Annotated in this window: 16 protein-coding genes and 3 pseudogenes; 6 read left to right on the top strand and 13 right to left on the bottom strand. The window is 63.8% G+C overall.

From position 1 onward, the window contains the following. Positions 1-38: 38 nt before the first annotated feature. The 5 genes from H3U90_RS06675 to H3U90_RS06655 form a co-directional block, all read right to left on the bottom strand. Positions 39-680 (bottom strand): DJ-1/PfpI family protein, encoded by a 642-nt coding sequence (locus H3U90_RS06675; RefSeq protein ID WP_198177523.1) that lies wholly within the window; start codon positions 678-680, stop codon positions 39-41. Between the two features lie 225 nt (positions 681-905). Further along, the gene (locus H3U90_RS06670; protein WP_198177522.1) at positions 906-1,517 is read right to left on the bottom strand and encodes a DUF4190 domain-containing protein; all 612 of its coding nucleotides are present in this window, start codon (positions 1,515-1,517) and stop codon (positions 906-908) included. A gap of 25 nt (positions 1,518-1,542) precedes the next feature. After that, positions 1,543-4,149, bottom strand: a complete 2,607-nt coding sequence (gene pheT, locus H3U90_RS06665; protein WP_198177521.1) for a phenylalanine--tRNA ligase subunit beta — start codon at positions 4,147-4,149, stop codon at positions 1,543-1,545. A 7-nt stretch (positions 4,150-4,156) separates the two neighbouring features. After that, positions 4,157-5,224 carry a phenylalanine--tRNA ligase subunit alpha gene (gene pheS, locus H3U90_RS06660; RefSeq protein ID WP_045935521.1) on the bottom strand — a complete coding sequence of 356 codons (1,068 nt, stop codon included), beginning with the start codon at positions 5,222-5,224 and terminating at the stop codon, positions 4,157-4,159. Positions 5,225-5,293: 69 nt separating this feature from the next. Beyond that, entirely contained in the window at positions 5,294-6,214 is a 921-nt protein-coding gene (locus H3U90_RS06655; RefSeq protein WP_198177520.1) for a TrmH family RNA methyltransferase, read from the bottom strand. A 235-nt stretch (positions 6,215-6,449) separates the two neighbouring features. Here H3U90_RS06655 and H3U90_RS06650 point away from each other — a divergent pair, with 235 nt between their 5' ends. Then, complete coding sequence (locus H3U90_RS06650; RefSeq protein WP_015022073.1) at positions 6,450-7,070, top strand: superoxide dismutase; 621 nt, start codon at positions 6,450-6,452, stop codon at positions 7,068-7,070. A 122-nt stretch (positions 7,071-7,192) separates the two neighbouring features. Here the strand turns inward: H3U90_RS06650 and H3U90_RS08485 are convergent. The 5 genes and pseudogenes from H3U90_RS08485 to H3U90_RS06635 all read right to left on the bottom strand — a co-directional run. Further along, positions 7,193-7,921 (bottom strand): annotated as a pseudogene (locus H3U90_RS08485) (energy-coupling factor transporter transmembrane component T family protein); the annotation flags it as partial. Between the two features lie 309 nt (positions 7,922-8,230). Next, a pseudogene (locus H3U90_RS08480) lies at positions 8,231-8,914 on the bottom strand (energy-coupling factor ABC transporter ATP-binding protein); the annotation flags it as partial. A 213-nt stretch (positions 8,915-9,127) separates the two neighbouring features. Next, a pseudogene (locus H3U90_RS08475) lies at positions 9,128-9,688 on the bottom strand (energy-coupling factor ABC transporter ATP-binding protein); the annotation flags it as partial. Positions 9,689-9,698: 10 nt separating this feature from the next. After that, a complete protein-coding gene (locus tag H3U90_RS06640; protein WP_232340453.1) occupies positions 9,699-10,373 on the bottom strand; it encodes an ECF transporter S component in 675 nt (224 codons plus the stop codon). Positions 10,374-10,541: 168 nt separating this feature from the next. Then, positions 10,542-11,918: a dipeptidase gene (locus H3U90_RS06635; RefSeq protein ID WP_198177518.1), complete on the bottom strand. Its 1,377-nt coding sequence runs from the start codon at positions 11,916-11,918 to the stop codon at positions 10,542-10,544. 66 nt (positions 11,919-11,984) lie between these two features. Between H3U90_RS06635 and H3U90_RS06630 the strand changes: the two genes are divergently transcribed. The 5 genes from H3U90_RS06630 (at position 11,985) to H3U90_RS06610 (ending at position 18,153) form a co-directional block, all read left to right on the top strand. Next, complete coding sequence (locus H3U90_RS06630; protein WP_198177517.1) at positions 11,985-12,611, top strand: DUF3043 domain-containing protein; 627 nt, start codon at positions 11,985-11,987, stop codon at positions 12,609-12,611. 141 nt (positions 12,612-12,752) lie between these two features. Continuing rightward, positions 12,753-14,240, top strand: coding sequence for a dihydrolipoyl dehydrogenase family protein (locus H3U90_RS06625; RefSeq protein ID WP_198177516.1), 1,488 nt, complete (start codon positions 12,753-12,755; stop codon positions 14,238-14,240). 48 nt (positions 14,241-14,288) lie between these two features. Beyond that, entirely contained in the window at positions 14,289-15,023 is a 735-nt protein-coding gene (locus H3U90_RS06620; protein ID WP_198177515.1) for a DUF4191 domain-containing protein, read from the top strand. Between the two features lie 144 nt (positions 15,024-15,167). Then, positions 15,168-16,604, top strand: coding sequence for a type I glutamate--ammonia ligase (gene glnA, locus H3U90_RS06615; RefSeq protein ID WP_198177514.1), 1,437 nt, complete (start codon positions 15,168-15,170; stop codon positions 16,602-16,604). Between the two features lie 202 nt (positions 16,605-16,806). Beyond that, positions 16,807-18,153: an MFS transporter gene (locus H3U90_RS06610; protein WP_198177513.1), complete on the top strand. Its 1,347-nt coding sequence runs from the start codon at positions 16,807-16,809 to the stop codon at positions 18,151-18,153. A 115-nt stretch (positions 18,154-18,268) separates the two neighbouring features. On the opposite strand, the gene H3U90_RS06605 is transcribed toward H3U90_RS06610, so the two are convergent. The 3 genes from H3U90_RS06605 to H3U90_RS06595 all read right to left on the bottom strand — a co-directional run bounded on the left by H3U90_RS06605 (position 18,269) and on the right by H3U90_RS06595 (position 25,523). Next, entirely contained in the window at positions 18,269-19,465 is a 1,197-nt protein-coding gene (locus tag H3U90_RS06605) for an Mrp/NBP35 family ATP-binding protein (protein WP_198177512.1), read from the bottom strand. 69 nt (positions 19,466-19,534) lie between these two features. Further along, positions 19,535-22,099 (bottom strand): NAD-dependent DNA ligase LigA, encoded by a 2,565-nt coding sequence (gene ligA, locus H3U90_RS06600; RefSeq protein WP_198177511.1) that lies wholly within the window; start codon positions 22,097-22,099, stop codon positions 19,535-19,537. After that, entirely contained in the window at positions 22,092-25,523 is a 3,432-nt protein-coding gene (locus tag H3U90_RS06595) for a tetratricopeptide repeat protein (protein WP_232340454.1), read from the bottom strand. Before H3U90_RS06595 ends, ligA begins: the two co-directional genes overlap by 8 nt. Between the last annotated feature and the right edge of the window lie 4 nt (positions 25,524-25,527).

Genomic DNA, 25,527 nt, shown 5'->3' with positions numbered 1-25,527 from the left:
ATGCGACAAAATGCATAATTATGCAATCTGGCGTGTCGTTATGCTTTCGACCGTGCAAAAGCGTCATAACCGGACTCCCGGTTGCGGATGTATTCCATCTGGGTGCTGGCCTTGTCCGCAGTCTCGGGCCCGCAAGTATCTTCAACATAATCCAAGGCCATATCGATGCCAGCCGAGATGCCCGAGGAGGTGCGGAACTTTCCATCGACCACCCAACGGGCCTCTTTGATCCAATCCACCCTCTCACCCGTGCTGACCACCCAGTCAAAGGCCAGATCGTTGGAGGTGGCCCGCCGACCATCCAGAGCACCGGCAGCAGCCAGCAGAGCCGAACCCGTGCAGACAGTCAGCACCTGCGAAGACTGCGCAACCAGGCTCCGCAGATTGTTTAGCCAGCGGTCATCGTCAACCAGGGCGCGCGCGCCCGACCCGCCCGGTATAAGCAGAACCCCCCTGGGATCGATCTCCTCTGGTCCCAGGGCCTCGACCCTGGCACCGCCCTCGCTGACTTTCACGCCAGGACCATCCAAGGAGAATATCCGCACGCAGGCGCCATCTGTGTTGATGAAAACCTCAAAGGGCCCGAAGACATCCAGGGGTTCGAATCCGTCGAATACGACAATATTGACATCCGGCACCATTCGAATGAACCTCTCCCCACTGGCAGACCTGCAACTCATCAGTCTCAAGGCTGACATCAGTCGCACAGGCATGAATACTCATTGGCGCCAATGCTCACTTCCGGGAAGTGACATCACCGCCTCAATCGATGGTACCGCCAGGCCCATAACTGCCAGGTCCTTCCTGGCACTCTTTCACAGCTTCTTGCTCTCAGCCCACGGGGTATGAGCTTGCACAGGTGCGCAAACTTCTGCTGACACTGGCGGCACCTGTACCTTGAGAGTTCAGGCGCTGACGCCATCCCCGCCAGAGCCGCCGCCACCCGTTGAGGGCGACGGCATCATCTGCTGGTAGAAGTCGTTCAGGGAAATGCCGTTGGCCAGCAGCCAGAGCCAAGCCAGGGTGAAGAGCAGGTTGATGATCAGGGCAGCCATGGCCAGCCCGTAGCCCTTCATATGCAGGTGACGTGTCCGATACATGGAAATGCCGCCGAGCAGAGCTGGAACCACAGGCATTGGAAGAAAGAGGGCCATGAAAAAGGCGATGATGGCACAGGGATCCCAGTGACCGTAGACAGGATTTTGGGAGGGATCGTTCAAATTGGGCATGCCCTGGGCAGGCCATCCAGGAGTGCCAGGACGGGCTGTTTGGGGATTGCCAGGATTTCCGCCGCCACCGGGGCCCGGCTGCCCCGCCATGGGCATGGGCCGGTTGGCGGGGCTACCCTGGGACGAGTCGGATTCCTTGGCCTTGGGTTCGGGATCCGGGCGACCGTATATGTACGGATTCCATCCTGGATAACGATCGGCGCGCGCGCCGTACAAGGGCTGGTCGACCCCATCATGATCCTGGCGGTCAGGTCCACCGGCTGTGCCCTGTTCTTGAGAATCCGTCATGTCCCTCGGTCCCCTTGATGCCCGGTCAGGCGCGCAGTACGGCACCCAGACCCGCAGTCTTGTCAACGATGGCCTGGCGCAGGGATTCGCTGTCCTCGGACGTCAATGTACGGTCCGGGGCGCGGAAAGTGACTGCGAAGGCCAGCGATTTTGCATGCTCACCGATCTGATCGCCAGTGAAAACGTCGAACAGCTCGATGGATTCAAGACTAGACCCAGCCGCTTCTCTGATGGCGGAAGTCAGGTCGGCGGCCGAGACCGTGTCCGGCACGGTGAAGGCCAGATCCTGACGGACCGGCGGGAAGGTCGAGACCGGCTTGGCCTGCAGGGGCGTGTAGTCCAGGTGGTCCAGCACCGTGTCCAGACTCAGCTCGAAGGCGGCCGAATGGGCAGGAAGGCCCAGAGCCTGATCAACCCGGGGATGCAGCTCGCCCACCATACCGGCAAGCGTGCCATCATCAAGGAGCAGTCTGGCGGTACGGCCCGGATGCCACTGATCGGGCACCTGCTCGGCCGGGGGCTGCTCCAGCCGATAGTCGGCGCCCAGCCTATCCAGAACCCGACGAGCCGATTCGACTGCATCGGTCCAATCCACGTCCCTGCTGTCCTTGAGCCAGCCGTCCTCCTGGGCGCGGCCGGTCAGCAGGGCCGCCACATGCAGCCGCTGCTCCGGCAGACCCTGGTCGAGTCGGGCCAGATCCTCGTCGCTGGGCCGCACGCCGCCAGGAAGGGTGGGCACAGCAGGAGCCTGAGGGTCGCGACGGAAAACATAGCCGATCTCGAAGAGGCGCACGTCCGTGTTACCGCGGCGCAGGTTGCGCTCCACGGTATTGGCCAGTGGCAGCAGCAGGCTCTGCCGCAGGTAGGGCCGGTCAGCGGCCATGGGATTGGCCAGCTCCACGCTGTTGACATGGACCTCGTCAGGATCCATGCCGAAGGCCTTGAAATCATTATCGCCGACGAACGGGTAGTCCAGGACCTCGGTCAGCCCGTACTCGGCCAGGGTGTCGGCCACCCAACGGCGACGCTGCTGGCGGTCGGTCAGACCAACCGCACCGGACACCTTGGGTGATGGCACGGTGACGGGGATGCGGTCATAGCCCACCAGACGGGCCACCTCCTCGACCAGGTCGCAACCCTCGCCCAGGTCGGGCCTCCAGGTTGGCGGGGTCACCGACAGCCGGTCCTGAGGATCACCCTGGACCGTGCAGCCGATGTCACGCAGGATGGCGACGATGCGTTGGGGCTCCACCTCCAGTCCGGTCAGACGTGCCACCTCGCTGACCGCGAAGTCGATGACCGGCATGGGCTTGGTCTGGTCCATATCCAGCGGGGCATCCAGGTCCTGGCCACCGGCAAGGCGATGCAACAGGTCGGCGGCCATGGCCGCGGCGGCCGGCTGCATCTGCGGATCGACCCCACGTTCAAAGCGCTTGGAGGCCTCCGAGGGCAGCTTGTGGCGACGGGCGGTCCGGGCGATGGTCACCTGGTCGAAGTGGGCGGACTCGATCAGGATGTTCTTCGTCTGATCGGTCACCTCCCCATACAGACCGCCCATGACCCCGGCCAGACCCAGAATGCGGGAGCCCTCTTGTCCCTCGGGTGAGTCGGTGATGAGCAGATCTTCGGTGCTGAGCTCGCGATCCTTGCCATCCAGAGTTGTCAGGTGCTCGCCCTGCCTGGCCCTGCGGACGACGATGGGGCCGCTGAGCTTGTCCAGATCGTAGGCGTGCAGGGGCTGGCCCAGATCCAGCATGACGTAGTTGGTGATGTCCACCGGCAGGCTGATGGAGCGCATGCCGGCCCGAACCAGCCGACGACGCATCCAGCTGGGAGTGGCGGCTTTGGGGTCGCACCCGGTCAGGGCCCGCAGATAGTAGCGGTCACAGCCGACCTGACCATGAATGGGGTTGTTGTCCTCAACATGCACGGCCAGCGGAGCCTGATCCTCCTGAGTTGCGGAGGCTGGCACGGTCTTGTTCAGCTCGATCACCGGATCCGTGTACTCGGCGCCCGTGGAGTGGTGGTATTCCCGGGCAACCCCCCGGTAGGAGAAGGCGTAGCCACGGTCCGGGGTGATGTTGATTTCAAGCACGGGCCTGTTCATATGCAACAGGGTCATGGCATCGTCCCCGGGCTTGAGCTGATCGTACTGCTCGGGGGTGAACCCGTAATCGCGCAGCAGGATAATGCCCTGATGGTCCGAGCCCAGCCCCAGCTCACGCTCGGAGGCGCACATGCCGTCCGAGATGTGGCCATAGGTCTTGCGCGGTTCGATGCGGAAGTCCCCAGGCAGAACGGCTCCCGGCAGGGTCACCACCACCTTCTCGCCCGTAGCCATGTTGGGGGCCCCGCAGACGACGCCCCGGGGCACCTTGCGGCCCTGGTCGTCCACGGCGTTGTACTGCTCACCCACATCCACATGGCACCAGTTGATGGTTTTGCCGTTCTTCTGAGGCTCAGGCTCGGCATCCACCACATAGCCGACCACGATGGGGCCGGTCACCGTGGACTGGTGGATGTCCTCTTCCTCCAGACCGACCCGGACCAGGTCCTTGGCCAGCTGTTCATAGGTCAGATCCTCAGGGACCTGCACATGCTCCTTGAGCCAGTCGATATCTACCATTGGCATCTGACGATCACTCCCCCATCTCGAACTGCTGGCTGAACCGCACGTCGCCCTCGACCAGGTCGTGCATGTCGTTGATGTCGTGGCGCAAGAGCAGGGTCCGTTCCATGCCCACGCCGAAGGCGAAGCCTGAGTACCGCTGCGGGTCCACGCCGGCCGACCTCAGAACGTTGGGATTGACCATGCCGCAGCCTCCCCATTCGATCCATCCGGGACCGCCCTTCTTGTCGGGGAACCAAAGATCCATCTCGGCGCTGGGCTCGGTGAAGGGGAAGTATGAGGGCCGCAGTCTGGTCCGGGCCTCGGGACCGAACATGGCCACGGCGAGCTTGTCCAGGGTGCCCTTGAGGTCGGCCATGGTCAGGTGCTCATCGACGGCGATGGCCTCGCACTGGTGGAATACCGGGGTGTGGGTGGCATCCAGTTCGTCGGTGCGGAAGACCCTTCCCGTGCAGGCCACGTAGAGCGGCACACCACGGGTTATCAGGGAACGGGCCTGGTCGGGTGAGGTATGGGTGCGCATAACCATGTTGGACCCGACGAAGCCGGCGGCGTCCCTGGCCTGACTGCCCTTGACGTAGAAGGTGTCCTGCATCTGGCGGGCGGGATGGTCAGGGCCGAAGTTGAGGGCATCGAAGTTGTACCACTCGGCCTCCAGCTCAGGACCCTGCGCGATGCTCCAACCCATGGAGACGAAGAAGTCCTCCACATCTTCCATGAGTTTGGACAACGGGTGGCGGGCGCCCTGGGGGCGGCGGTTGACCGGCAGGGTCATATCCACCTGTTCGGCGGCCAGGCGGCGGGACTCCTCCTCCTGGCGCAGCTGCCGCTCCTTGAGCCCGTAGGCACGGCCGAAGTCGGCCTTGAGCTTGCCTGCCAGACGCCCGGCGGTCTTCTTCTGATCCGCTGGCAGCCGTCCGATGATCCGGCCTGATCCGGCCAGGGCTGAACCTGTCCCTGCATACTTGGCCTTGATCGCCTTGAGTTCTTCCAGATCGGAGGCTTCGCGAATCCTGCCGATGCCCTCGTTGACCTCGTCGGTCATCGCCGCGGGGTCGAATTCTTCCTGTGCCACCATGGACCTTTCCACTGTTGCCAATGCCGTGTCCGGGCCGCGAATCAGCGGAAATCCCGGTCGTTGACGCCTTCACATTCTTTCAATACGACTCGACATGGCCATGGCGTAGAGCAGCACCGCCGCCGAGGTGGCCAAGTTGAGTGATTCAGCCCGCCCGTATATGGGTATGCGGACGATCTGATCCATGGACTGCAACAGGTCATTGGGCAGTCCACGTGCCTCATTGCCGAAGAGAAGGGCCATGGGCTGACCCGCTGAATCCGGCTGTGACAGGGCGCCGCTTGCCATCAAATCAGTCAGGGAGCGGACCGGTTTGTCCGGCGTGCCATAGACATCGGCCGCCACCATGATCCGTCCCTGCCGTCTGCACAGGGCCAGGAAGTCCTCGGTGCCCATAGTTATCAGGGGTATATGAAAGGCCGATCCAGCTGTGGAGCGAATGACCTTGGGATTGGTGGGTTCCACGCACTGGTCCACGAGAATGACCGCCCTGCAACCGGCAGCGTCGGCGGTGCGGATGACGGTTCCGGCGTTGCCTGGATCACGAATCTGCCAGAAGGCTGCCACCAGGTCGGACCCCTCCCCGGTCAGGCTGCGGGGATCGTCAAGGTCCGTCGGCTGGGCCTGGAATCCGTCCGTGCGCGCCTGAGCCAGGATCCCCTGGGCATTGCCGCTGATGGCACGCATGACCCGGGCGGAGACGAAGTGCCCGTAGCAATCAGGCAGCTCCCTGGCCTGCTCCATGATGGCGCCTACGGTCTCGTTGAGCGGGCGCAGACGGCTTCCCTGGGCTGCAGGAGAGGACTCATCCGCCTGAATATAGAGGTCAGTCAGCAGGTCGGGACGCCAGCGGACCGCCTCGCGCACGCTCTGCGGCCCCTCTATCAGGAAGCGGCCATGACGATGCCGGGCCCGCCGATCCTGCAGTTCAGCCAAGCGATGAACGCGTTGGGCATGGGGATTGTCAAGAAGGGTGTCATCAAAGGGCATGGGCACCACTCTAGCCCCGCCAGTCGAGAGCCCCGCAGTCCAGAAGCCTGCGGCTTCACCTCGGTGAATCTACATCTGTGGGAAAGTTCACTGAAAGAAAGGTCTGCGCCCCTTGTGCTCGGCGAACAAGGGGCTAGTGTGAAAGAACCGGTCGGGTCGACCACGTCCGTCGTTGGTATGGCGCAGACCGACCATCACTCATCTGGCTTGGCCAGAATCATTGTGAGGAGACGATATGCCCGTATACACACTTCCCGATCTGCCCTACGACTACTCGGCGCTGGAGCCGTACGTGTCCGGCAAGATCATGGAGCTGCACCATGACAAGCACCATCAGGCTTATGTGAACGGTGCCAACAAGGCCCTGGAGCAGATCCACGACGCGGCCGAGTCCGGCAACGTGGCTCAGTCCAACCTGCTGGAGAAGAACCTGGCCTTCAACCTGGCCGGGCACAAGAACCACTCCATCTTCTGGAAGAACATGGCCCCGGCCATCGGCCAGGAGCCCACTGGCGAGCTCAAGGCCGCCATCGAGGACCAGTTCGGGTCCTTCCAGGGCTTCCAGACTTACTTCGAGTCCATGTGCGCAGGCATCCAGGGCTCCGGCTGGGCCGTCCTTGCCTGGGATACCCTGGGCGAGCGCCTGGTCACCCTGCAGATGTACGACCACCAGGGCAACCTGCCCGTCACCATCTTCCCGCTGGTTCTGCTGGACCTCTGGGAGCACGCCTACTACCTGGAGTACCTGAACGACCGGGCCAGCTACGTCAAGGCCTGGTGGCACATCGTCAACTGGGAGGATGCTTCCAAGCGCTTTGACGAGGTGCGCAACATCAACACCACACTGGCCAGGTAAAAGACCAGCGCTTCCACCCACAGGCGGACCTCGGTCCTTTCCCCTCTCTGCGGGAGGCGGAAAGGACCGGGGTCCCTCCATATCCGGAGTCTGCTGCAGAAATCGCCGACAGTCCCCGACAGTCAGTTGCCGAAGAAGGCGATGGAGCCGGTCAGCGCAGCCACGGTAAGGGAAATCGCGGGCACGGCCAGGCATATGAGCAGGAAGCCCGCATCACGTGGTCTGATCTGGGAGACCCGGGCATGGGTGCGCGGTGTGCTGCCGCCGAAGCCCCTGGCCTCCATGGCCGTGGCCAAGGTCGTCGAACGCCTGATGGACAGGACCAACAGGGCGAAAGCCTGTGGCATAAAGGCCTTGAAACGGTTCTCATCGCCCAGTCCACGGCTGCGACGCGAGGCGGTCAGGGCCGACCAATCATCCTTGAGAACAGTGAAGAGCCGCATACCGGCCAGCCCCCCGTAGACGAAGCGATCAGGCAGGTGGAGCACCTGGCTGAAGGCGTCGGCCAGGTCGGTAGCGTCTATTCCCAGTACGGTGATGATGGCGGGGATTCCGATGGCCAGGATTCGCAAGGCAGTGGCCAGGGCCAGATCCAGCGAGCGCTGGGTGATGTGGATCATTCCCCACTGCCAGAAGGTCGCGCCGCCGCTCTTGCCATAGAGGATGATCGCCAGGGCCGAACCTGGCGCCCCCAGGAAGATGGGCCAGGTGGATCTGACCACGCGCAGGGGCGTGAAGCCTGCCGAGCCCAGCAGCAGGAACTCCAGAATCAGGGCCGTCGTGGCCGAGACCGAGTCCAGGCTGATCAGCAGGGGCAGAGCCGCCAGAAAGGCCCCGATCAGACGGAAGGCCGGATTGATGGAGGCTATGTATGGCGACCGGCTGGCCGGCTTGACCGGCTCGTCCCGCTGGTCCATTGGTGTGACGGTCAGCCTGGCGGCAACAGTCTTCTGACGAGTCTGCAAATCTGACCCGGCTGCAGGCCAGACGGTCTTCTGGGCTCCCGGAGGCGTCATCTCCACCAGACGGGCATCCAGGGCCTGAACCAGCTCCCGGTCGTGGGTGACCAGGATGATGCAGGCTCCCTGGTCGCGCAGGTCTGCAATCAGCTGGGCCATGCTGACCCAGGTGTTCCTGTCCTGGCCGAAGGTGGGCTCGTCAAGAATCAGCACCTGGGGTGCAGCGGCCAGGGCCGAGGCCACGGTGAGCCGCCTCTTTTCGCCGCCCGAGAGCGTGTAGGGGTTGGCGCGGGCATACTGCCTCAGCCTGAAGCGGCCCAACAGTTCCTGGGCACGAACCTGGGCCTGCTCCTCGCTCATGCCGGTGCGGATAGGGGCCAGTTTGACCTCATCCAGAACCGTACCCCGGGCGAACTGATGCTCAGGATTCTGAAAGACGTAGGCGATGCGCGCGGCCAGCTGGGATGAGGTCCACCGGATGGGCTCGGGCTCCTCAGGCATCTGCCCCTGGGGTCCCCGAAGCAGGCGATCCCGGGCAAGGACCGAACCGGTCACCGGCTCCAGCAGACCAGCCAGGGTCATGGCCAAAGTGGACTTGCCGGCCCCGTTGGCCCCCACCAGGGCGGTGACCTGACCGGCCCTGAATTCCAGATTGATGTGCTCGGCCACTGCCTTGCCCTGACGACCCACCGCCAGATCCTGAGCAGCCAGCAGGACGGGATGACCATCCTGGCCGGAGCAGGATTGCCTTGACCTGGCCTGGACCCGTCCAAGCTCAGGGAGCGAATCCCCGGCGCTCCTGTAGGCTTCTGGAACCCAGACACCCAGGGATGCCAGGTCCAACCCGGAATCAGTGAAGACCTCCTGGGGGCTGCCGTCGGCCATGATCACAGTCTTGCGATAGGCCGCAGCACCCGAACCGCCGGTGCCATCTTCAACCTCGCCCAGCCCAAGCACGATGACCCGGTCGATCATGTCCATCCAAGGTCCTGCCCGGTGCTCGACCAGAACCATGGTGGAGCCTTGCCGGTCCAGGACCTTCCTGACGGCATCTACTATCTGCTCGACGCCGACCGGGTCCAGGTTGGCCGTAGGTTCGTCCAATAAGAGCAGCCCAGGCTGCATGGCCAGGGCGCCGGCCAGGGCCAGACGCTGCATCTGCCCTCCGCTCAGGTGCATGGTGGACCGGGTCAGTTGCAGGTCAGCCAAACCCACCTCGGCCATGGCCTTCCGCACCCGTGGCCAAATCTCCTGGCGGGGCAGCCCCATGTTCTCGGGCCCGAAGGCCACATTGTCACCCAACCGTTGAAAGATGGCCTGAGCATCCGGATCCTGCAGGACCAGGCCCACACGCCCCCGGCTGGAGACAGCGGGATTACCGTCAATCAGGACCTGGCCCTGGGTCACCCCGCCCTCGTCATCCTCTACCTGGTCCTGGCTGCTCTGCGGGGCATGATCGCCCAGCAACCCGGCCACACCCTCAAGGATTGTCGATTTGCCAATGCCGGAAGCTCCCAGCAGAAGCACCCGCTGACCTGCAGGAATGCTCAGGGAAAGATCCCTGACGGCGAAGTGGTTCCGGTAGGCATGCCGATAACCCCAGCCGCGCAGTTCCAAGGCCGCTGGTCGGTAGGGGTTGTCCTGGATGCTCTGGTCCACGCCCGGGCCTCTACTTCCCGGCCGTACGAATATCGCGGCCGGAGGCGAAGCGGTCCAGAGCTCCGGTCGCGGCGATGGCCTTATAGAGGTACCAAACCAGCACTCCGGCAATCAGAGCACCCGAAATCAGGGTGGCTATCAGATAGATCACCCCGTAGGGACCGGTCAGGTTGATGGCCTGCAGGTGCGTGCAGAAGGAATACAGCCAGCAGCCGAAACCAGCTGCCGCACCGGACAGCGCCACCGTGGACATGTTCCAGCGCCGGTAACGCAGCAGCATGAAGACCAGCTCGGCCATGAAGCCCTGAAGCAGACCGATCAGTATGGTCTCCACAGGCACCCAGAGGCTGCCCAGCAGCGACTCCAGGATGGCTGCGACCAACTCGGCATAGACGGCAGCCCCCGGCTTGCGCACGATGACTAGGGCCAAGGGCCCGGCGAATAGATAGAGACCGTTGAGGATACCTCCCAGACCGGGCACAACCCCGTCCAGGAAGGACCAGGGAATGGTGGTCACCATGGCGACCACCCAGTAGATGACGGCGGAAGCCACACCGATGACCGAGGCGACGGCGATATCCACCACCCTCCACCGTTTGGAGGGGATTCTGACCTGGGAGGGAGTCCCCCCGGACTCCGGCTCTGATCCGGAAGCAGTATTGTTCATGAAATGACCATCGGTCATGATCTTGTGCCTTTCCTCGGGGCGCTCCCTATGAGCGCCATCCCGTTCAGGCACGGGTCCAGTGACATCCGTGCGCCGGCATTGCCCGGTAAACGTTCGTCCGGTTGAGGCTGAGCCTCCTCTCAGCCGCACGCCCTCAGGCATACGGCCCCCGTGTCACCTGCCATCCTAGAACATACGATGGTCAAGGGAATCCAGCAGGAGGGCCTCGGTGATGATGTTGTCGACCAGCCCCTGCAGGGAGATGGACTCGTTCGGACTGTGGGCATTGGACTGGGGATCCTCGGGGCCGGTCACCAGAACCTGAGCCTCAGGGAAGAGCCGCTTGAGTTCGGGAATGAAGGGGATGGATCCGCCCTCGCCCTTGTTGACCGGGTCGCGTCCGAAGGCCTGCCGCATGGCCTCCTCGGCCTGCCGGACCACCGGGCTGTCGGCATCCATGGCCCATCCCATGCCCATGTCGCCGGGCGTGACCTCCACCCTGGCCCCATGAGGGGCATGGGCAATCAGGAAATCGGCCAGTGCCTGCGCGGCCTGCTCGGGCCGCTGGGTGGGGGCGGTGCGCAGGGAAATGCGGAAGCGGGTCTTATCGGCCAGCACGTTGAAGGACCCCTCCACCGGGTGGGCATCGAAGCCGATCACCGCCGCCGCCGGCTTGGTCCAGAGCCGGGAGGCCAGGGAGTCGGTTCCGGCCAGCCTGTAGGAGTCCACCACCCCGGCATCGGCACACAGCTGGGCCTGGTCCAGGTCACGCTGCAGGCCGCCGATGGGTTGGCCGCCCTCCAGGCCGGGCACGGCAAGCTGGCCCTGGTCGTCATACATGGAGGCGATCAGCATGGCGGCCAGGGTGTTGGCATCCAGGATGGGCCCGCCGAACTGCCCGGAATGGACCGGATGCTCCAGGGCTGTGACCGTGACATCCAGGTCCGCATTCCCTCGCAGTGAAGTGGTCAGGCTTGGGGTGTCCGCCGACCAGTTGCCCGAGTCGGCCACGATGATCAGGTCCGATGCGAAGTCGCCCCGATGAGCCTGGAGGAAGGGGATGAAGCTGCGCGAGCCCATCTCCTCCTCACCCTCGATGAAGACCTTGACATTGACGCGCAGGTCCTTGTCCAAGGCGTGCAGGGCCCCCGAGTGGATGGCGATGCCGCCGCCGTCGTCGGCCGATCCGCGTCCGTAGAGCCGTCCATCCTTCTCGACACCGGTAAAGGGATCAGTGGACCACTGGGAGGGATCGGGCACCGGCTGCACATCGTGATGGGCATAGAGAAGGACAGTCGGGGCATCGGGATCCACCTGCCGGGATCCGATCACCTCGAAGGCGCCCGGGGTGCCGTCAGGATTGGTGGCCTGGACCACCCGGGCATCCACGCCCACCTGTCTAAGCTGCCCGGCCACATAGTCGGCCGAGCGGCGCATGTGATCCCCGGTGATCCCCTTGGCCGAGACCGAGGCCAGGGCGATCTTGTCCTTGAGCAGATCGACGATCCGGCTTCTATCGTCCTGCACACGGGTGCGGATCGTCTCCAGGCCCAGTCCCGCCATCGCTACCTCCTATAATTGCTTGCGTATCAATGCTTGCGAGTCTAGGCGTCACCGTAACCTGTTCGCATGACATGGAACCCCTTCTCACGCAAGGATCGACGGGACAAAGAGGCGGAGGCGGACCAGAAGGCCTCCACTGAAGAGGCACGAGGCAAGGGACGCCCCACCCCTAAGCGCAAGCAGGCCGAGGCCCGGAACCTGCGCCCTCTGGTCCCCAAGGACCGCAAGGCCTCACGCAAGGCCGCCAAGGCCAGGATCCGAGCCCGTGAGGATGCCCAGTACGAGGCCATGAGGACCGGCGACATCGACCACATGCCCAAGTCGGAGCGCCTTCCCTGGAGAATCTACATCCGCGACTATGTGGATGCCCGCTTCAATCTGCTGGAATGGATCTTCCCGGCCATCATCCTCATGTTCGTGGCCACCCTGATGGGTATGTTCGTGGGTCCGCAGCATTACGCCACTTTCACCATGGTGGTGACCATCCTTCTATATGGCTACCTGATCGTGGCCCTGATCGACACCTGGCTGATGTGGCGCAAGCTCAAGCGGCTGCTGATCGACAAGTTCGGCGAGCGCTCGGTGGCCAAGGGTTCACGCTCGGCCTCCTATGCATGGCAGCGGGCTATGATGGTCCGGCGCTGGCGGGTCCCCAAGCCCAGCCAGAGCAAGCGTGGGCACTGGCCCAAGTGACAGCCGGTTGTCCTGACTTACCGACCCATCGATTAGCCGCGCCGCCCGGTTCCACTTGAGGTTCCGGGCGTTCTTCGTATTCACTCCACATTCTGCTGATGGTCTTCATTCTCCCAGCCTCCACGGCTAGCATTGATTGTTATGCAGCAATCGATCAACCAACCCGGTACGCAGTCCCTGGACCCCTGGGATGCCAACAGCCGCCAGTACGACACCATCATCATCGGATCCGGTCCGGGCGGCTATGCCACGGCCCTGCGCACGGCAGAGCTGGGCGGAAGGGTGGCCCTGGTCGAGCAGGACCCTGTGGTCGGCGGCGTCTGCCTGAACCGCGGATGCATCCCCACCAAGGCCCTGCTGACCGCCACCCAGGTTCTCGAACAGGCTGACCTTGGGGCCGCCATGGGCATTAATATCGAGTCGGCAGACATCGACTACCAGAAGCTCCAGGATTATCAGGACCGAATGGTGGACGCCATGACCGGCGGCCTGTCGAGCCTGCTGAAGCAACGCGGCATCACCGTGGTGCACGGCCACGGCACCATCGTCGGTGACGGCCTGGTGGAGGTGACCGACGATGACGGCAATCGAACCCGCCTGACAACCTGCGACACCATCCTGGCCACCGGTTCTCATGCCAGGGCCCTGGAAGAACTCCCCTTCGATGATCTGGTCATCGACACCGACCGGGCCCTGACCCTCAAGCCTTTCCCCCACCGGGCTCTGATTATCGGATCAGGGGCTGTGGCCCTGGAATTCGCCACCATTTGGAATCAAGCCGGTTGCCAGGTGACCCTGATGGTCAGACGGGACCGGGTGCTCTCCCACTGGGGTCGGCGGACCGGTCAGATTCTGACCCGGGAGTTGGAGCGTCAGGGAATTCAGATCATCACCCACGCCCGCTGTTCGGGCGGGCACCGTCTACCCGCTGATGGAGGCATTCAGGTCGACTACCGGCCAACGGACGACAAGGGCCAGGCGGGAACGATCGAGACTGATCTGGTCCTGGTGGCCATCGGCAGGGACCCCAATACCGATCCCGAGCACATGAAGGAGCTGGGCATCGATCTGGACGACCATGGCCAGGTCCTGACCGACTCCCAGGGGCGCACCAGCCGTGACCGGGTCTGGGCCCTGGGCGACATCACCCCGGGTCACCATCTGGCCCACAGGGCCTTCCAGCAGGGCATCACCCTGGCCGATGCCGCCTCCGGCCTGGACCCCGAGCCGGTCAACGAGGCCACCATCCCCCGCGTGGTCTTCTCCTCCCCCCAGGCCGCAGCTGTGGGCTTCAGCCGTCAGGAAGCCGAGGACGATCCATCGCTGAACCAGGTCAAGGAGACCATCTACCCCATGATGTCCAACTCGCGCATGCGCATGAGCGGCATGCAGGGAACCCTCAGCCTGATCACCGCCTGCCCGGCCACCGACATGGAGAAGCAGATGGTTGTCGGTCTGGAGATGGTATCCCCCCAGGCCTCCGAGAACATCGCCGAGGCCCAGCAGCTGGTTGGCAACCAGATCCCCCTGCACCGGGCGGCCGGGCTCATCCACCCCCATCCCACCTTCTCGGAAGCCATTGGAGAGGCCCTGCTCAAGGCTGACGGCAGACCCCTGAACATGCGGTAGGCATGCGGTAGACTGGTCAACCAGTGAACGTTTCCAAGTGAGGATGGCATGGCTACAGAGGACACCAAGGGCAAAAAAGCAAAAAAGAAGACCAGCACGATCAGTCAAATCATCAAGATCTACCAATTCACTTACGCAGAGGACAAGGCCCTTCCCTGGCTGCTGGCCGCGGCCATTCTGGTACCCACACTGATAGCGGTGGTAATCTGCCTGCTGGCCCACTTCGGCTGGCTGTCATGGATTCTGACCGTGCTTCTGGGCATCATGGTCGGCCTGCTCCTGGCCACCATGACCCTGACCAGACGCTCCGACCGGGTCGGCTACGCCAAGATGGAGGGTCGTCCAGGCGCTGCCGCCGCCGTGCTGAGCAGCATCTCCAAGGCAGGCTTCTCCTTCCCCCAGGAACCCGTCTGGATCGACGCCAAGACCAAGGATGCCGTCTGGAGGGGCACCGGTCGCACCGGGGTCTACCTGATAGCCGAGGGCGATTACAACCGCGTCAACAAGGCCATGAACCGCGAGGAGGAGAAAATCCGCCGCATCACCCGTGGGTCTGCCATACCCATATACCGGATCAGCGTGGGCCACGGCCCCGACCAGGTTCCGCTGAACAAGCTCCAGCGCACCGTGGTCAAAAAGAAGATCAAGCTGACCGCCACCGAGCTGGAGACCCTGAACGACCGGCTGGTCACCCTGCAAAAGCGGCAGAGCGCCCTGGGAATGCCCAAGGGCATCGATCCGACCAGGATACACGTCAGCCGCAAGGCCATGCGCGGGCGCTGATGTTTTGAAGGTCCCGGCATCTTCCAGCAGGGAGGCGCCGGGACCTTCGCATGAAACACCCCCGTAACCTCAGTGGCGAATTGCCGAAAAAACCGGTCCCCTAGACTGGGTGACCGTTACGGTTTCCACGAAAGGAGCAGTTCAGTGAGCGAACTTAAGTCAAAGGCCGATTGCGAAGCTCTGATAAACCAGGAGGGCGTGGAATATGTCTCAGTCAGGTTCACGGACCTGATCGGGGTCCAGCAGCACTTCACCGTCCCCGCCAGCGAATTCCTCAAAGAGGCTTTCACGGACGGCATGGCCTTCGACGGCTCCTCCGTCCAAGGCTTCCAAGCCATCAACGAGTCCGACATGAAGCTGATTCCGGATCCTGAAACAGCCTATCTGGATCCCTTCCGCCGCCACCGCACTTTGAATGTGGCTTTCTCCATCGTGGACCCGGTGACCGACGAGCCCTACTCCCGCGACCCCCGGCAGATCGCTTCCAAGGCCGAGGCCTACCTGCGCTCCACCGGCATCGCCGACACGGCTTCCTTCGCTCCTGAGGCTGAGTTCTTCATCTTCGACAAGGTCCGCTTCGAGAACAGCATGCAACGCTCCTTCTACGAGGTCGACTCCATCGAGGCCCCCTGGAACTCGGGCGTGGATGTCGAGGAGGACGGCTCCGACAACATCGGTTTCAAGAACCGGGTCAAGAAGGGCTACTTCCCAGTACCGCCAATTGACCACTATCAGGATCTGCGCGACGACATGGTGGCCAACCTGCAGAAGGTGGGCCTGATTCTGGAGCGCTCCCATCACGAGGTGGGCGGCGCCGGCCAGCAGGAGATCAACTACCGCTTCAACACCCTGCTGCACGCTGGCGACGACCTGATGAAGTACAAGTACGTGGTCCACGAGACCGCTGCCATGGCCGGCAAGGCGGCCACCTTCATGCCCAAGCCCATCGCTGGGGACAACGGAACCGGCATGCACTGCCACCAGTCCCTCTGGAAGGATGGCAAGCCCCTCTTCTACGACGAGAATGGCTACGGCGGGCTCTCCGACATCGCCCGCTGGTATGTGGGCGGCCTGATCGAGCATGCCTCGTCCGTCCTGGCTTTCACCAACCCCTCCACCAACTCCTACAAGCGGCTGGTGCCCGGGTATGAGGCCCCGGTCAACCTGGTCTACTCCGCCCGGAACCGTTCGGCGGCCATCCGCATCCCCCTGGCCGGCACCTCACCAGCTGCCAAGCGGATCGAGTTCCGTGCCCCCGACCCCTCCTGCAACCCCTTCCTGGCCTTCTCGGCCCAGCTGATGGCGGGACTGGACGGCATCCTCAACCACACCGAGCCTCCGGCACCCATCGACAAGGACCTCTACGAGCTGCCTCCGGAGGAGCACGCCCAGATCAAGCAGGTGCCCGGCTCCCTGGAGGAGGCCCTGAACGCCCTGGAGGAGGACCACGACTTCCTCAGCGAGGGCGACGTCTTCACCGACGATCTGATCCAGACCTGGCTGGACTTGAAGCGCGGTGAACTGGACCAGACCCGTCTGGCCCCCACCCCCCTGGAGTACGAGCTCTACTTCCACATCTGAGTTCGCATGACGACCAAGGCCGGCTGACCGGACAGGTCGCAAAAGGCCCGATTCTTCCTGCTGAGGGATCGGGCCTTTTGCGTCGTCACACAACCATCGGCATTCGCCCATTGATGGCAACACGCCAGCCCCGGCATACCGGCAGGCGGTCAGGCCAGAATGAGGAGAGGTATGGAAACAGATCCGATGGAGGTGGAGACCGATGCGCTGGCTGCGTGAGTTCATGGAGTTGCCCGTATATCTGCGAGCCATGCTCATCGTGGACCTCATGTGCAACTTCGGCATCGGCCTGGTCATGCCCATTGAGTTGCTCTTCGCCACCCACTCCCTGGGCGCCACCATGAGCGAGGCCGCCCTTCTGGTGACCATCAGCTCGGTGGGGTCCCTGATCTCCAACCCCATCATCGGATGGGTCTCGGACCGTCGCTCCTCCTGGCTGGCCATGCACACGGCCATGATCTTCTCGGTCATCGGCCCCCTGATCTTCACCATGGCCCACGACTACCGGGCAGCGGTGGCGGGCGCCTTCGTCTCGGGCCTGGGGATGGGCATGCAGACCTCCTGGGCCAGCATTCTGACACAGATCTCCACCAGGGAGCAACACCGGATCGTCTACGGAATCAACCAGGCCGAGCTCAACCTGGGCATCGGCCTGGGAGCGGCCGTGGGCGGACTGCTGGCCGCGGGCGGTCAGGACTTCCTCTATCGCATTGGTTTTGGCGGCAGGGCCCTGGGATTCGCCCTGCTCAGCCTGTCCCTGCTGGTCATCGAACGCCACTGGCAGCTGCGTCGCCTGACGGCCGAGCTCAAGGCCCAGGCGGAGCGGGAGGCCATCAAGGAATCCGCCGGGGCAACCCACCCTCTTCAGGCCAGCCAGCCGAACAGGAAGGAAAACACAACCATCAACGGCACCTTCGGAGGGCGGACCAGCTCACTGACCAGGGTGCTGGCATCCATGGCCCTGCTGACCCTGGGCACCTTCTTCATGGACCTGTTCGGCTACTCCCAGTTCGACGCCGGCCTGGTCACCACCCTGATCTCCGATCCGCACATCCCCCGCTGGTCCCTGTCGGTGGTGGATGTGGTCAACACCTTCTCGGTGGTCATCATGAACATCGTGCTGCTGCCCCGCCTCAAGGACGCCAACCATGTGCGAATGTTGCGCACCGTACCGGTCTTCTGGGCTGCGGCCTGGGTGATCATCGTCCTGGGCCTGCGCCTGGATTCCACTGCCGGCGCCCTGAGCGTGGCATCCCTGGGCATCACCATCTTCGGGCTGGGCGAGGTCATGATGGGCATCTCCCAGCCGGTGGTGGCCGCCGAGCTGGCCGGACCCTCGTTCAGCGGGCGCATGTTTGGCCTGCTCAACACCGCCGCTTCCCTGGGCTACATCGTGGGACCCATGTTCGCCTCTTACATCCTGGCCGGGCATGAGGCCATTCCCTTCCTGGCCATGTGCGCCATCGGCCTGGTCGTGCTGGCCGTCCCCTGGTTCCTGGCCATCCCCTCGCAGCAGATCACCAGCAAGAAGAGCCCGGCCGCCGTCTGACCTCAGGCAAGGCGCGGAACCGGATTGGAAACTTTGAAGGGTGGTTGATTCGAAGCCCGACCGAGAAAGCATACCGGCAGTGGCCAGTCCAGCAGACCGTGTTATCTCTTGAGAGTCAGTCTTCATCGGCTGCCCTATGGGCATCGCCGGGCTCCGAACCCGCCATCAGGGTCTTGGCCAGGTCCACAAACCGTCTGGTCAGCGGAGAATCGTCCAGGGAACCATCTGGTCTGAGCACGGCCGGACGTCCGGACTCCCCCGACTCGCGCAGGTCGGTCTGCAGGGGCAGTTGTTCCAGCAGGGGCACCTGATACCCCAGATCCCGGGTCAGCTGGTCGGCCACACGCTGGCCTCCCCCCTGACCGAAGATGCGCAGACGCTCGCCATTGTGCTCGTACCAGGACATGTTTTCGATCACACCCTGGACCTTGGTGGGCAGCTGGAGGGCCACCAGCCCTGAACGCACGGCAACCTGCGAGGCCGAAGGTTGGGGGGTGGTGACCACGATCAGTCGGCTGTTGGGCAGAGCCTGGGCCACGGACAGGGCCATGTCTCCGGTGCCTGGGGCCAGATCCAGCAGGAGCACGTCGGGGTCGCCCCACCAGACATCGGAGAGGAACTGCTCCAGCGAGCGCTGCAGGCGCGGACCCCTCCAGAGGATGGCCCGATCCGAACCGGCGAACATGCCGATGGAGATCAGCTTGACCCCCCAGGCAGTGACCGGCATCAGCATGCCGTGCAGATTGGTGGGCCTGCTGTGCACGCCGAAGAGCCCAGGCAGGGAGAACCCGTAGATGTCCGCGTCGATGGCGGCCGTGTCATAACCCAGTGCTGCCAGCGTGGCCGCCAGATTGACGGTCACCGAGGACTTGCCCACGCCTCCCTTGCCCGAGGCGATGGCGAAGATGCGGGTGCCCACGCCAGGCTTGGAGAAGGGATTGCTGCGCCGGGCCGCCTTGAGGTCGGCCACCAGGTTGTCCAGCTTCTCCCGACTCATGGAGGAGACATCGATATGCGGGCGCAGCCGAGCTCGCGGATAGGAGGTCACGGTCCCGTTGATCTGGTTGGTGATGGTGGTCGACAGCGGGCATCCCTTGATGGTCAGCTCCACCCGCACGGTCACCTCATAGTCGGCCTGGACATCCCTGGCTGGCTCGACGATGATGTCGGTGATCATGCCCAGATCGGTGATGGACCGTCCCAGTTCCGGATCGATGACCCGACTGAGCCGCTCATAGACCTCCCCCTTTATTCTTCGAGGCAGCTCCTCCAGATTCCGGGTCCCTTCCTTGCGATGCTCTACTTGTTCCATGCCGTCACCATATCGCGCCCAGCCATCGGCTGCCAGGGGACGGCTGGTCGGATATTGCGAATGTCACAATCAACCTTGGGCCGGTTTGGGGTCGCCGGTGTCAAGCAGGCGGTGGAAGCCCGCCTCGTCCAGGATGGGCAGGCCCAGGCTCTCAGCCTTGTCGGCCTTGGATCCCGGGTTGGCGCCGACCACCACATAGGTGGTCTTTTTGCTGACGGACCCCGAGGCCTTGCCGCCGCGCTCCACGATGGCCTCCTTGGCGGAGTCCCTGGAGAAGTCCTCCAGACTGCCGGTGACCACAACGGTCATGCCCTTCAGCGTCTGCGGCTTGGTGCTGCGTTCGACGTGAGCACCCACCCCGGCGGCCTGCCAGGCATCCAGGATACGTCCACGCCAGTCGCCGGGCTGTCGAGCGCCCTGGAACCAGTCGTGGACGGAGTGCGCAATTTCCGGGCCCACCCCGTCCAGCTCGAACAGGTCCTCCACGCTGGCCTCCTCCACGGCCTTGAGCGACGGGAAGCGGGTGGCTATGGCCCGGGCCGAGGTCGGTCCCAGGTGCCGAATGGACAGAGCAACCAGAACCCTCCACAGGTCGGCATGCCTGGCCTTGTCGATCTCTTCCAGCATCTGCAGGGTGTTCCTGGAGGGTTGGGCATCGGCAGTGCCCAGGGCGGCCTCCTGGACCTGGGTCTCATGACTGTTCATGGCCCGCTCGCCCTGGTTATAGAAGGCGGGCACCCGGTACCAGAGACCGCTGCCGCCAGTCCGACGCTTGGTCGTGGTGCGACCCTGCCGACCTTCCACCTCCACCTGCTCCATCAGGGGAACCTCACGCCAGACATAGACCTGACGCAGGTCCTCAACCTTCAGGTCGAACAGGCCGGCCTCGCTGGTCAGGACCGGATCCTGACGCGGGGGAAGCTTCAAATCCGGGTCCGGCTGGTAGGCAGCAGCCTGGCCGCCCTGGTCAACCAGGACCTCACGCAGGCCGGGGGCATAGACTTCAACGGAATCAGGCCGGTTCTCATCCGGATTGGTCAGGGCTATGGCGCTCTGCTCCCCCAGGTGCTCGATGTCCAGGGCCTTTCGCGAGGCCATGTGGATGATCCGCTCGGTCAGCTGGGCCGGACAGGACTCCACATTGGGGCAGCGGATGTCCACGTCGCCCTCCTTGGCCGGAGCCAGCCGAGCGCCGCAGCTGGGGCAGGTATCGGGCATGATGAAGGGTCTCAGGTCCTTCTCGCGCCCCTTCCTGGCTTCGACGACCGGTCCGACCAGCTCGGGGATCACATCGCCTGCCTTGCGGACCACCACCGTGTCCCCAATCAGAATGCCCTTGCGCTTGACCTCGGAGGCGTTGTGAAGAGTGGTCCTGGAGACCGTGGACCCGGCCACGGTGACCGGGGTGAGAACCGCCACCGGGGTGATCCGCCCGGTCCGGCCCACCTGGACGGTGATATCCAGAAGCCGGGTATTGACCTCCTCCGGAGGGTACTTGTAGGCCACGGCCCAGCGGGGGGCACGGGAGGTGGCACCCAGCCTGCGCTGAAGATCCCGGTCCTGAAGCTTGACCACGATGCCGTCCAGGGCGTGCTCGATGTCATTGCGGTGCTGGCCGTAATAGTCGATCATGTCAAGAATCTGGTCGAAGGAGGTGACGACCCGGTTGTGGGGTGAGACCGGAATCCCCCACTGCTTATAGAGGTCGTAGGCCTGGGACTGGTCGATGACCTCGTCATGGGACCCCTTGGGATGGGCCGGGCCCCACCTCAGGGAGCCCAGGCCATGGGCGTAGAAGCTCAGACGACGGCTGGCCGTGATGCGTGGATCCTTCTGCCTCAGGGATCCGGCGGCGGCGTTGCGGGGGTTGGCGAAGGGCGCCTTGCCCTCCTGCTCCTGCTGCCCGTTCAAGGCGTTGAAGTCATCGAACCGCATGAAGACCTCGCCGCGGACCTCCACGAATTCGGGGATGTCGCGGGACGGGCCCGACAGGTTCTGGGGAATGCTTGGAATGGTCCTGACGTTGAGGGTGATGTCCTCGCCGGTCACCCCGTCCCCCCTGGTCAGGCCCTGCTCCAGGACCCCGTTGCGGTAGAGGAGGTTAAGGGCCAGGCCGTCTATCTTGACCTCGCTGGTCATGGGCAGGGCCTTGTCCTGCGGCCAATCGAGCTCGTTGCGAAGCCCGTCATACCATTGGCGCAGCTCGGCGACACTGAAAACGTCATCCAGGCTGAGCATCCGGGAGGGGTGACGAACGGAGGCGAAGTCGTTGGAGAAGGTCCCCCCGACCCGGTGCGTCGGCGACTGGGGGGTATCCAGGCTGGGGAAGCGGGACTCCAGCTCCTGCAGGCAACGCATCCTGGCGTCATAGGCCGCGTCGGAGGAGACCGGCGCATCGTCTATATAGTAGGCGACCTGGTCGGACTCGACCCAGGCGGCCAGCCTGGACCAGAGGCGCTGGGCCTGTTGGGCTCCCAAGGAGTCAAGGTCAAGCTCCCCCAGTCGCATGGCATCAGCATCGTCGGGCTGGAGGGAGGCTATCCATCGGTCAGTACCCGGCCTGGGCCTGGATTCGGCATTCCCGCCCTCATCACTGGTTTGCCGATTATCTTCCTGAGCTGTTTTGTCATGCATTGAGCGACCTCATGAACTGTGCCTGTACCACATCAACACCTTCATTATCGTCGTCGTTCATCCTGGCGGCCGCCATTGACAGTGTTCGGGCGGGGACAAAGAGCCCGCCGTCCACACAGATGCGCGCGGCCTGGCGCACTATGGAGGCCACCTCGGTGTGAGGCCAGACCGGCAGGCCATGTTCGGCCAGCACCCGACGGGCCTGCCGGTGGTCTTCGGGCAGGACCACGCACTGGGAGCGGGCCCTGGCCTGCAGCTCGGCCAGCTCACTCTTGAGGGCCGGTATCCGGTCGGGACTGATGTGCTCGCTCATCAAATAAGCCGCTGCAGCCACGTCGAACTCATCGCGCATCCATGAGGCATAGGCCAGACGGTAGTAAGCGAAGGAGGCATCGTCACGGTCCAGGGCCACCCGCAGGGCGTTCAGGGTGGCAGCCCGGGCCGAATCCCAGTCCTCCCGGTTGGCCAGCATGACCGCCAGCTTCAGGTGGGAGAGCGGGTAGGCGGGCGCATAGGCCACCATGGCGTTCAGATGCTTGAGGGCAGCCTGATCCTCCTTGAGCTGGGCCAGCAGGTCGGCAATTTCCAGGTGGGCGTAGAAGAGGTTGTCAGGAATGAGCAGGGTCCGCTCCCCCGGTGTGGCGAAGAGGCGGTTATAGACCACACGCTCGGCGTATGAATTGAAGTAGCGGGGCACCTGGCCCTCAGCCGCAAAGACGGCATCCAGATGGGCGATGGCGTCTTGCTCCACCTGTATGCCCTGGGCCGCTCCGCCAGAAAAGAGCAGATCGCGGGCCCTGACACGCTCCTTGTCCAGTTGGGAGGACAGGGAGAAGTCAAAGTCTGGAACAGAGCTGCCGTCGATCATGGCGCTGGCAACCTGCGGGGACAACTGTTCCAGCTCCGGGTCGCCGATGCTTTCGATGATGCTTGTAGCCTCCTGGGCTTTGGCTGCTGATGTCATGGTCCGGTCCGAGGCCAGTTGGTGGAAACCTCCTACAGCCCTCTGAAGCAGGTCGGCCCGTTGGATGGAAAGGTCCACGGCCTTATGTGCACCCAGGGCCTTGGCAGACTTGTCGGCAAAGGTCACCTCGGAAAACTCGGGCTCCTCCTGGCTGCCGTGGGGACTGAAGCGGTCATCGCGCATGTCGAACACGGCCTCAGTGGGCTTGAGCCCACCCTGGGAATCCACCTGCATGGCCGCATCGAAGAAGCGGTATATGCCACGTGGTTCTTTCAGACCCTGCGAACGGATGCGGGAGAGGAAGAGTTCCCTGCTGAAGACCACCGAGACCAGGGTGCGGATGGTCGGATTGCTCTGCAAGGCGCTGAGTGGATTCCGGGACGCGTCGTCGCCAGTCTGATCCGCAGAGACATCCTCATCCGAGGCATCCTCCTTGGATGCCTCATCGGTGGTCGACTCATCCGCATCGGACCCATTGGCCGACGATGGCGTCGCAAAGGCTGCAGTGTCAAGGTCCACACCCTGCATGAGATCCTTGAATTCTCGATCAACGGATTCCTTTTCACCCTGATCCTCGGCCTTGTCCTCCTCATTGCCCTCTTGCTGCTCAGGAGCCATACGGGAGGCGATGGGCTTGGTGGGATCGCCATGCACGTCGCCATCCTTGGGATCAGCCTTGGACCCAGTGGGGGCCACCTCGCCGGAACGCATGCGCTCAAAGGCCTCCAGGGCCTGTCCCATCATGGTCCTGATGGCCGAGTTCTGCTGGTCGACAGCCTCCTCCAGACCGATGGAGTCGATCTGCAGGCTGACCTCGCGCACGGCCGGATCCACCCCGAATGCCAGGGCAGCCATCATCAGTCCGACGCGCAGGTTGTAGTCAGCGCTCATGGCGGAACGCTCACCGTCGTCCAGGTCCCGCCAGGCCCGTGACTGATCCTCATAGCGGCTGGAGGGCATCATGGTGCGTCCTGCCGCAGTGAAAGCCAGGGCCACCTTCCCCTGGGCGAGATCGGATCTGAACTCCACATCGAAGCGGAAGGGCAGCCGGAGGGATCGCATGAGCATGGACAGCGTCTGCCGGTAGACCCACTCGGAACGCACCGGCTCCTGACCCTGGCCGTCCGCTCGCACCGGCAGAGCCTGGGGAGCCTGTTGACGGACCATGACGGCGGTAGCCGCAGCCTTGTCAACCATGGCGTTGATGGCAGTCCGCCCGTCGTCCTCCAGGGGATCGAAGCGAATCGGATAGTCCCCGGGGCGCATCAGGGCGACAATGGCAGGATCGTCCAACAGAGCCTGGTCCAGCCGGGTTGCCTGGACGCGGTTGATCGAGTCCTCGGTGGGCAGCGTCCCCAGGCGGGCATTGCGCTCCAGCCAGGCGCTGACTGCGGCGAACCTATTGAGATTGCCCTCGATACGCAGGGCCGCAAGGGCGGCGGTGAACTCCAGTCCGTTGTCCCAGCTCAGGAAGTAGGCGCCGGAATACGAGGAAGCATACAGATGCAGGGGCTCGGCCCCGTGAACAGCCTCAAGACCGGAGACAGGTGATAAGGCCCCGGCCTCGCGCATCAGGTCGGCGAACAGATCCTCCAGGCCGGAGACCCGTTGTCCGTGGGAGCGCGCCTGGATCATGTCGCCCACACTGCGTCGGATGGCACCCATTGGCGCCTCCCGGTTGAGCCGGTAGAAGATGTTGCCCGAGCCGAACCCGGTGAAGGTTCCCTGGATGCGCGGCAGCAGGTAGGCGGCGAAAAAGGCGATGGCCACGGCATCCCGGTACTCCAGGTCCAGGCGCATCTCCGGAGGCAGGAGTGGACGCAGCTGCTCAAGCGAATAGCGCCCATCGGCTCGCAGCCAGGAGGCCAACCAACGCATATGGCCGGCATCGTCACGGCCTGCCACAGCACCCTGTAAGGCACGGACCGGTCCCGAATCCTGACCCGGATCGCGGCCCAGCCGACGACCGTCGGCCAGGGTCACCTCCTCCTCCCGGCCCAGCAAGAAGGCAGGCTCCATGTTCTGCAGGTCCATCCGGCTCTGCTCGCCGATGAAGACCCTGCCATGGTCGTCGGCCAGAGCGATCTGAGCAAAGTGACGACGATCGGTAAAGATTCCCAACGCGAAGCCACGGCCGGGCGCATCAGGCCACTGAACCCAGCCCAGCGTCAGCCCCTCGGGCAAGCCCTGCAGGCGGGGAAAAAGCCGGCGCTTGACGGCGACACCCAGAATACGGCTGTGGGAGGCCAGAAATTCGCGCATCTGCCGATCGTCAGGATGGCGCCCCGTGCGGTTGATCAGATCGACCATGTCGGCCACCGAAGAATCCAGGGGACGATCCCCACGACCCCCTGTGGTCGGCCGAGAGGAGCCTACCAGTCCTTCCAGTGCGGAAAGAATGGAACGGCCCAGGCCGGACAGATTCCCGAACCCCCGGGACTTCTTCGCGTTCTTGGACATACCT

It is taken from the genome of Bifidobacterium sp. W8103 (assembly GCF_016100775.1).
In the GTDB taxonomy this organism is placed as follows: Bacteria; Actinomycetota; Actinomycetes; order Actinomycetales; family Bifidobacteriaceae; genus Bombiscardovia; species Bombiscardovia choladohabitans.
Note: the sequence above shows the minus strand (reverse complement) of the source record. Positions and strands in the feature narration are given on the sequence as shown.

Bases quoted from the DNA above. Each gene is read 5' to 3' on its own strand.
- H3U90_RS06675 (WP_198177523.1), bottom strand. From the start codon at position 680: ATGAGTTGCAGGTCTGCCAGTGGGGAGAGGTTCATTCGAATGGTGCCG.
- H3U90_RS06670 (WP_198177522.1), bottom strand. From the start codon at position 1,517: ATGACGGATTCTCAAGAACAGGGCACAGCCGGTGGACCTGACCGCCAG.
- pheT (WP_198177521.1), bottom strand. From the start codon at position 4,149: ATGCCAATGGTAGATATCGACTGGCTCAAGGAGCATGTGCAGGTCCCT.
- pheS (WP_045935521.1), bottom strand. From the start codon at position 5,224: ATGGTGGCACAGGAAGAATTCGACCCCGCGGCGATGACCGACGAGGTC.
- H3U90_RS06655 (WP_198177520.1), bottom strand. From the start codon at position 6,214: ATGCCCTTTGATGACACCCTTCTTGACAATCCCCATGCCCAACGCGTT.
- H3U90_RS06650 (WP_015022073.1), top strand. From the start codon at position 6,450: ATGCCCGTATACACACTTCCCGATCTGCCCTACGACTACTCGGCGCTG.
- H3U90_RS06640 (WP_232340453.1), bottom strand. From the start codon at position 10,373: ATGACCGATGGTCATTTCATGAACAATACTGCTTCCGGATCAGAGCCG.
- H3U90_RS06635 (WP_198177518.1), bottom strand. From the start codon at position 11,918: ATGGCGGGACTGGGCCTGGAGACGATCCGCACCCGTGTGCAGGACGAT.
- H3U90_RS06630 (WP_198177517.1), top strand. From the start codon at position 11,985: ATGACATGGAACCCCTTCTCACGCAAGGATCGACGGGACAAAGAGGCG.
- H3U90_RS06625 (WP_198177516.1), top strand. From the start codon at position 12,753: ATGCAGCAATCGATCAACCAACCCGGTACGCAGTCCCTGGACCCCTGG.
- H3U90_RS06620 (WP_198177515.1), top strand. From the start codon at position 14,289: ATGGCTACAGAGGACACCAAGGGCAAAAAAGCAAAAAAGAAGACCAGC.
- H3U90_RS06610 (WP_198177513.1), top strand. From the start codon at position 16,807: ATGCGCTGGCTGCGTGAGTTCATGGAGTTGCCCGTATATCTGCGAGCC.
- H3U90_RS06605 (WP_198177512.1), bottom strand. From the start codon at position 19,465: ATGGAACAAGTAGAGCATCGCAAGGAAGGGACCCGGAATCTGGAGGAG.
- ligA (WP_198177511.1), bottom strand. From the start codon at position 22,099: ATGCATGACAAAACAGCTCAGGAAGATAATCGGCAAACCAGTGATGAG.
- H3U90_RS06595 (WP_232340454.1), bottom strand. From the start codon at position 25,523: ATGTCCAAGAACGCGAAGAAGTCCCGGGGGTTCGGGAATCTGTCCGGC.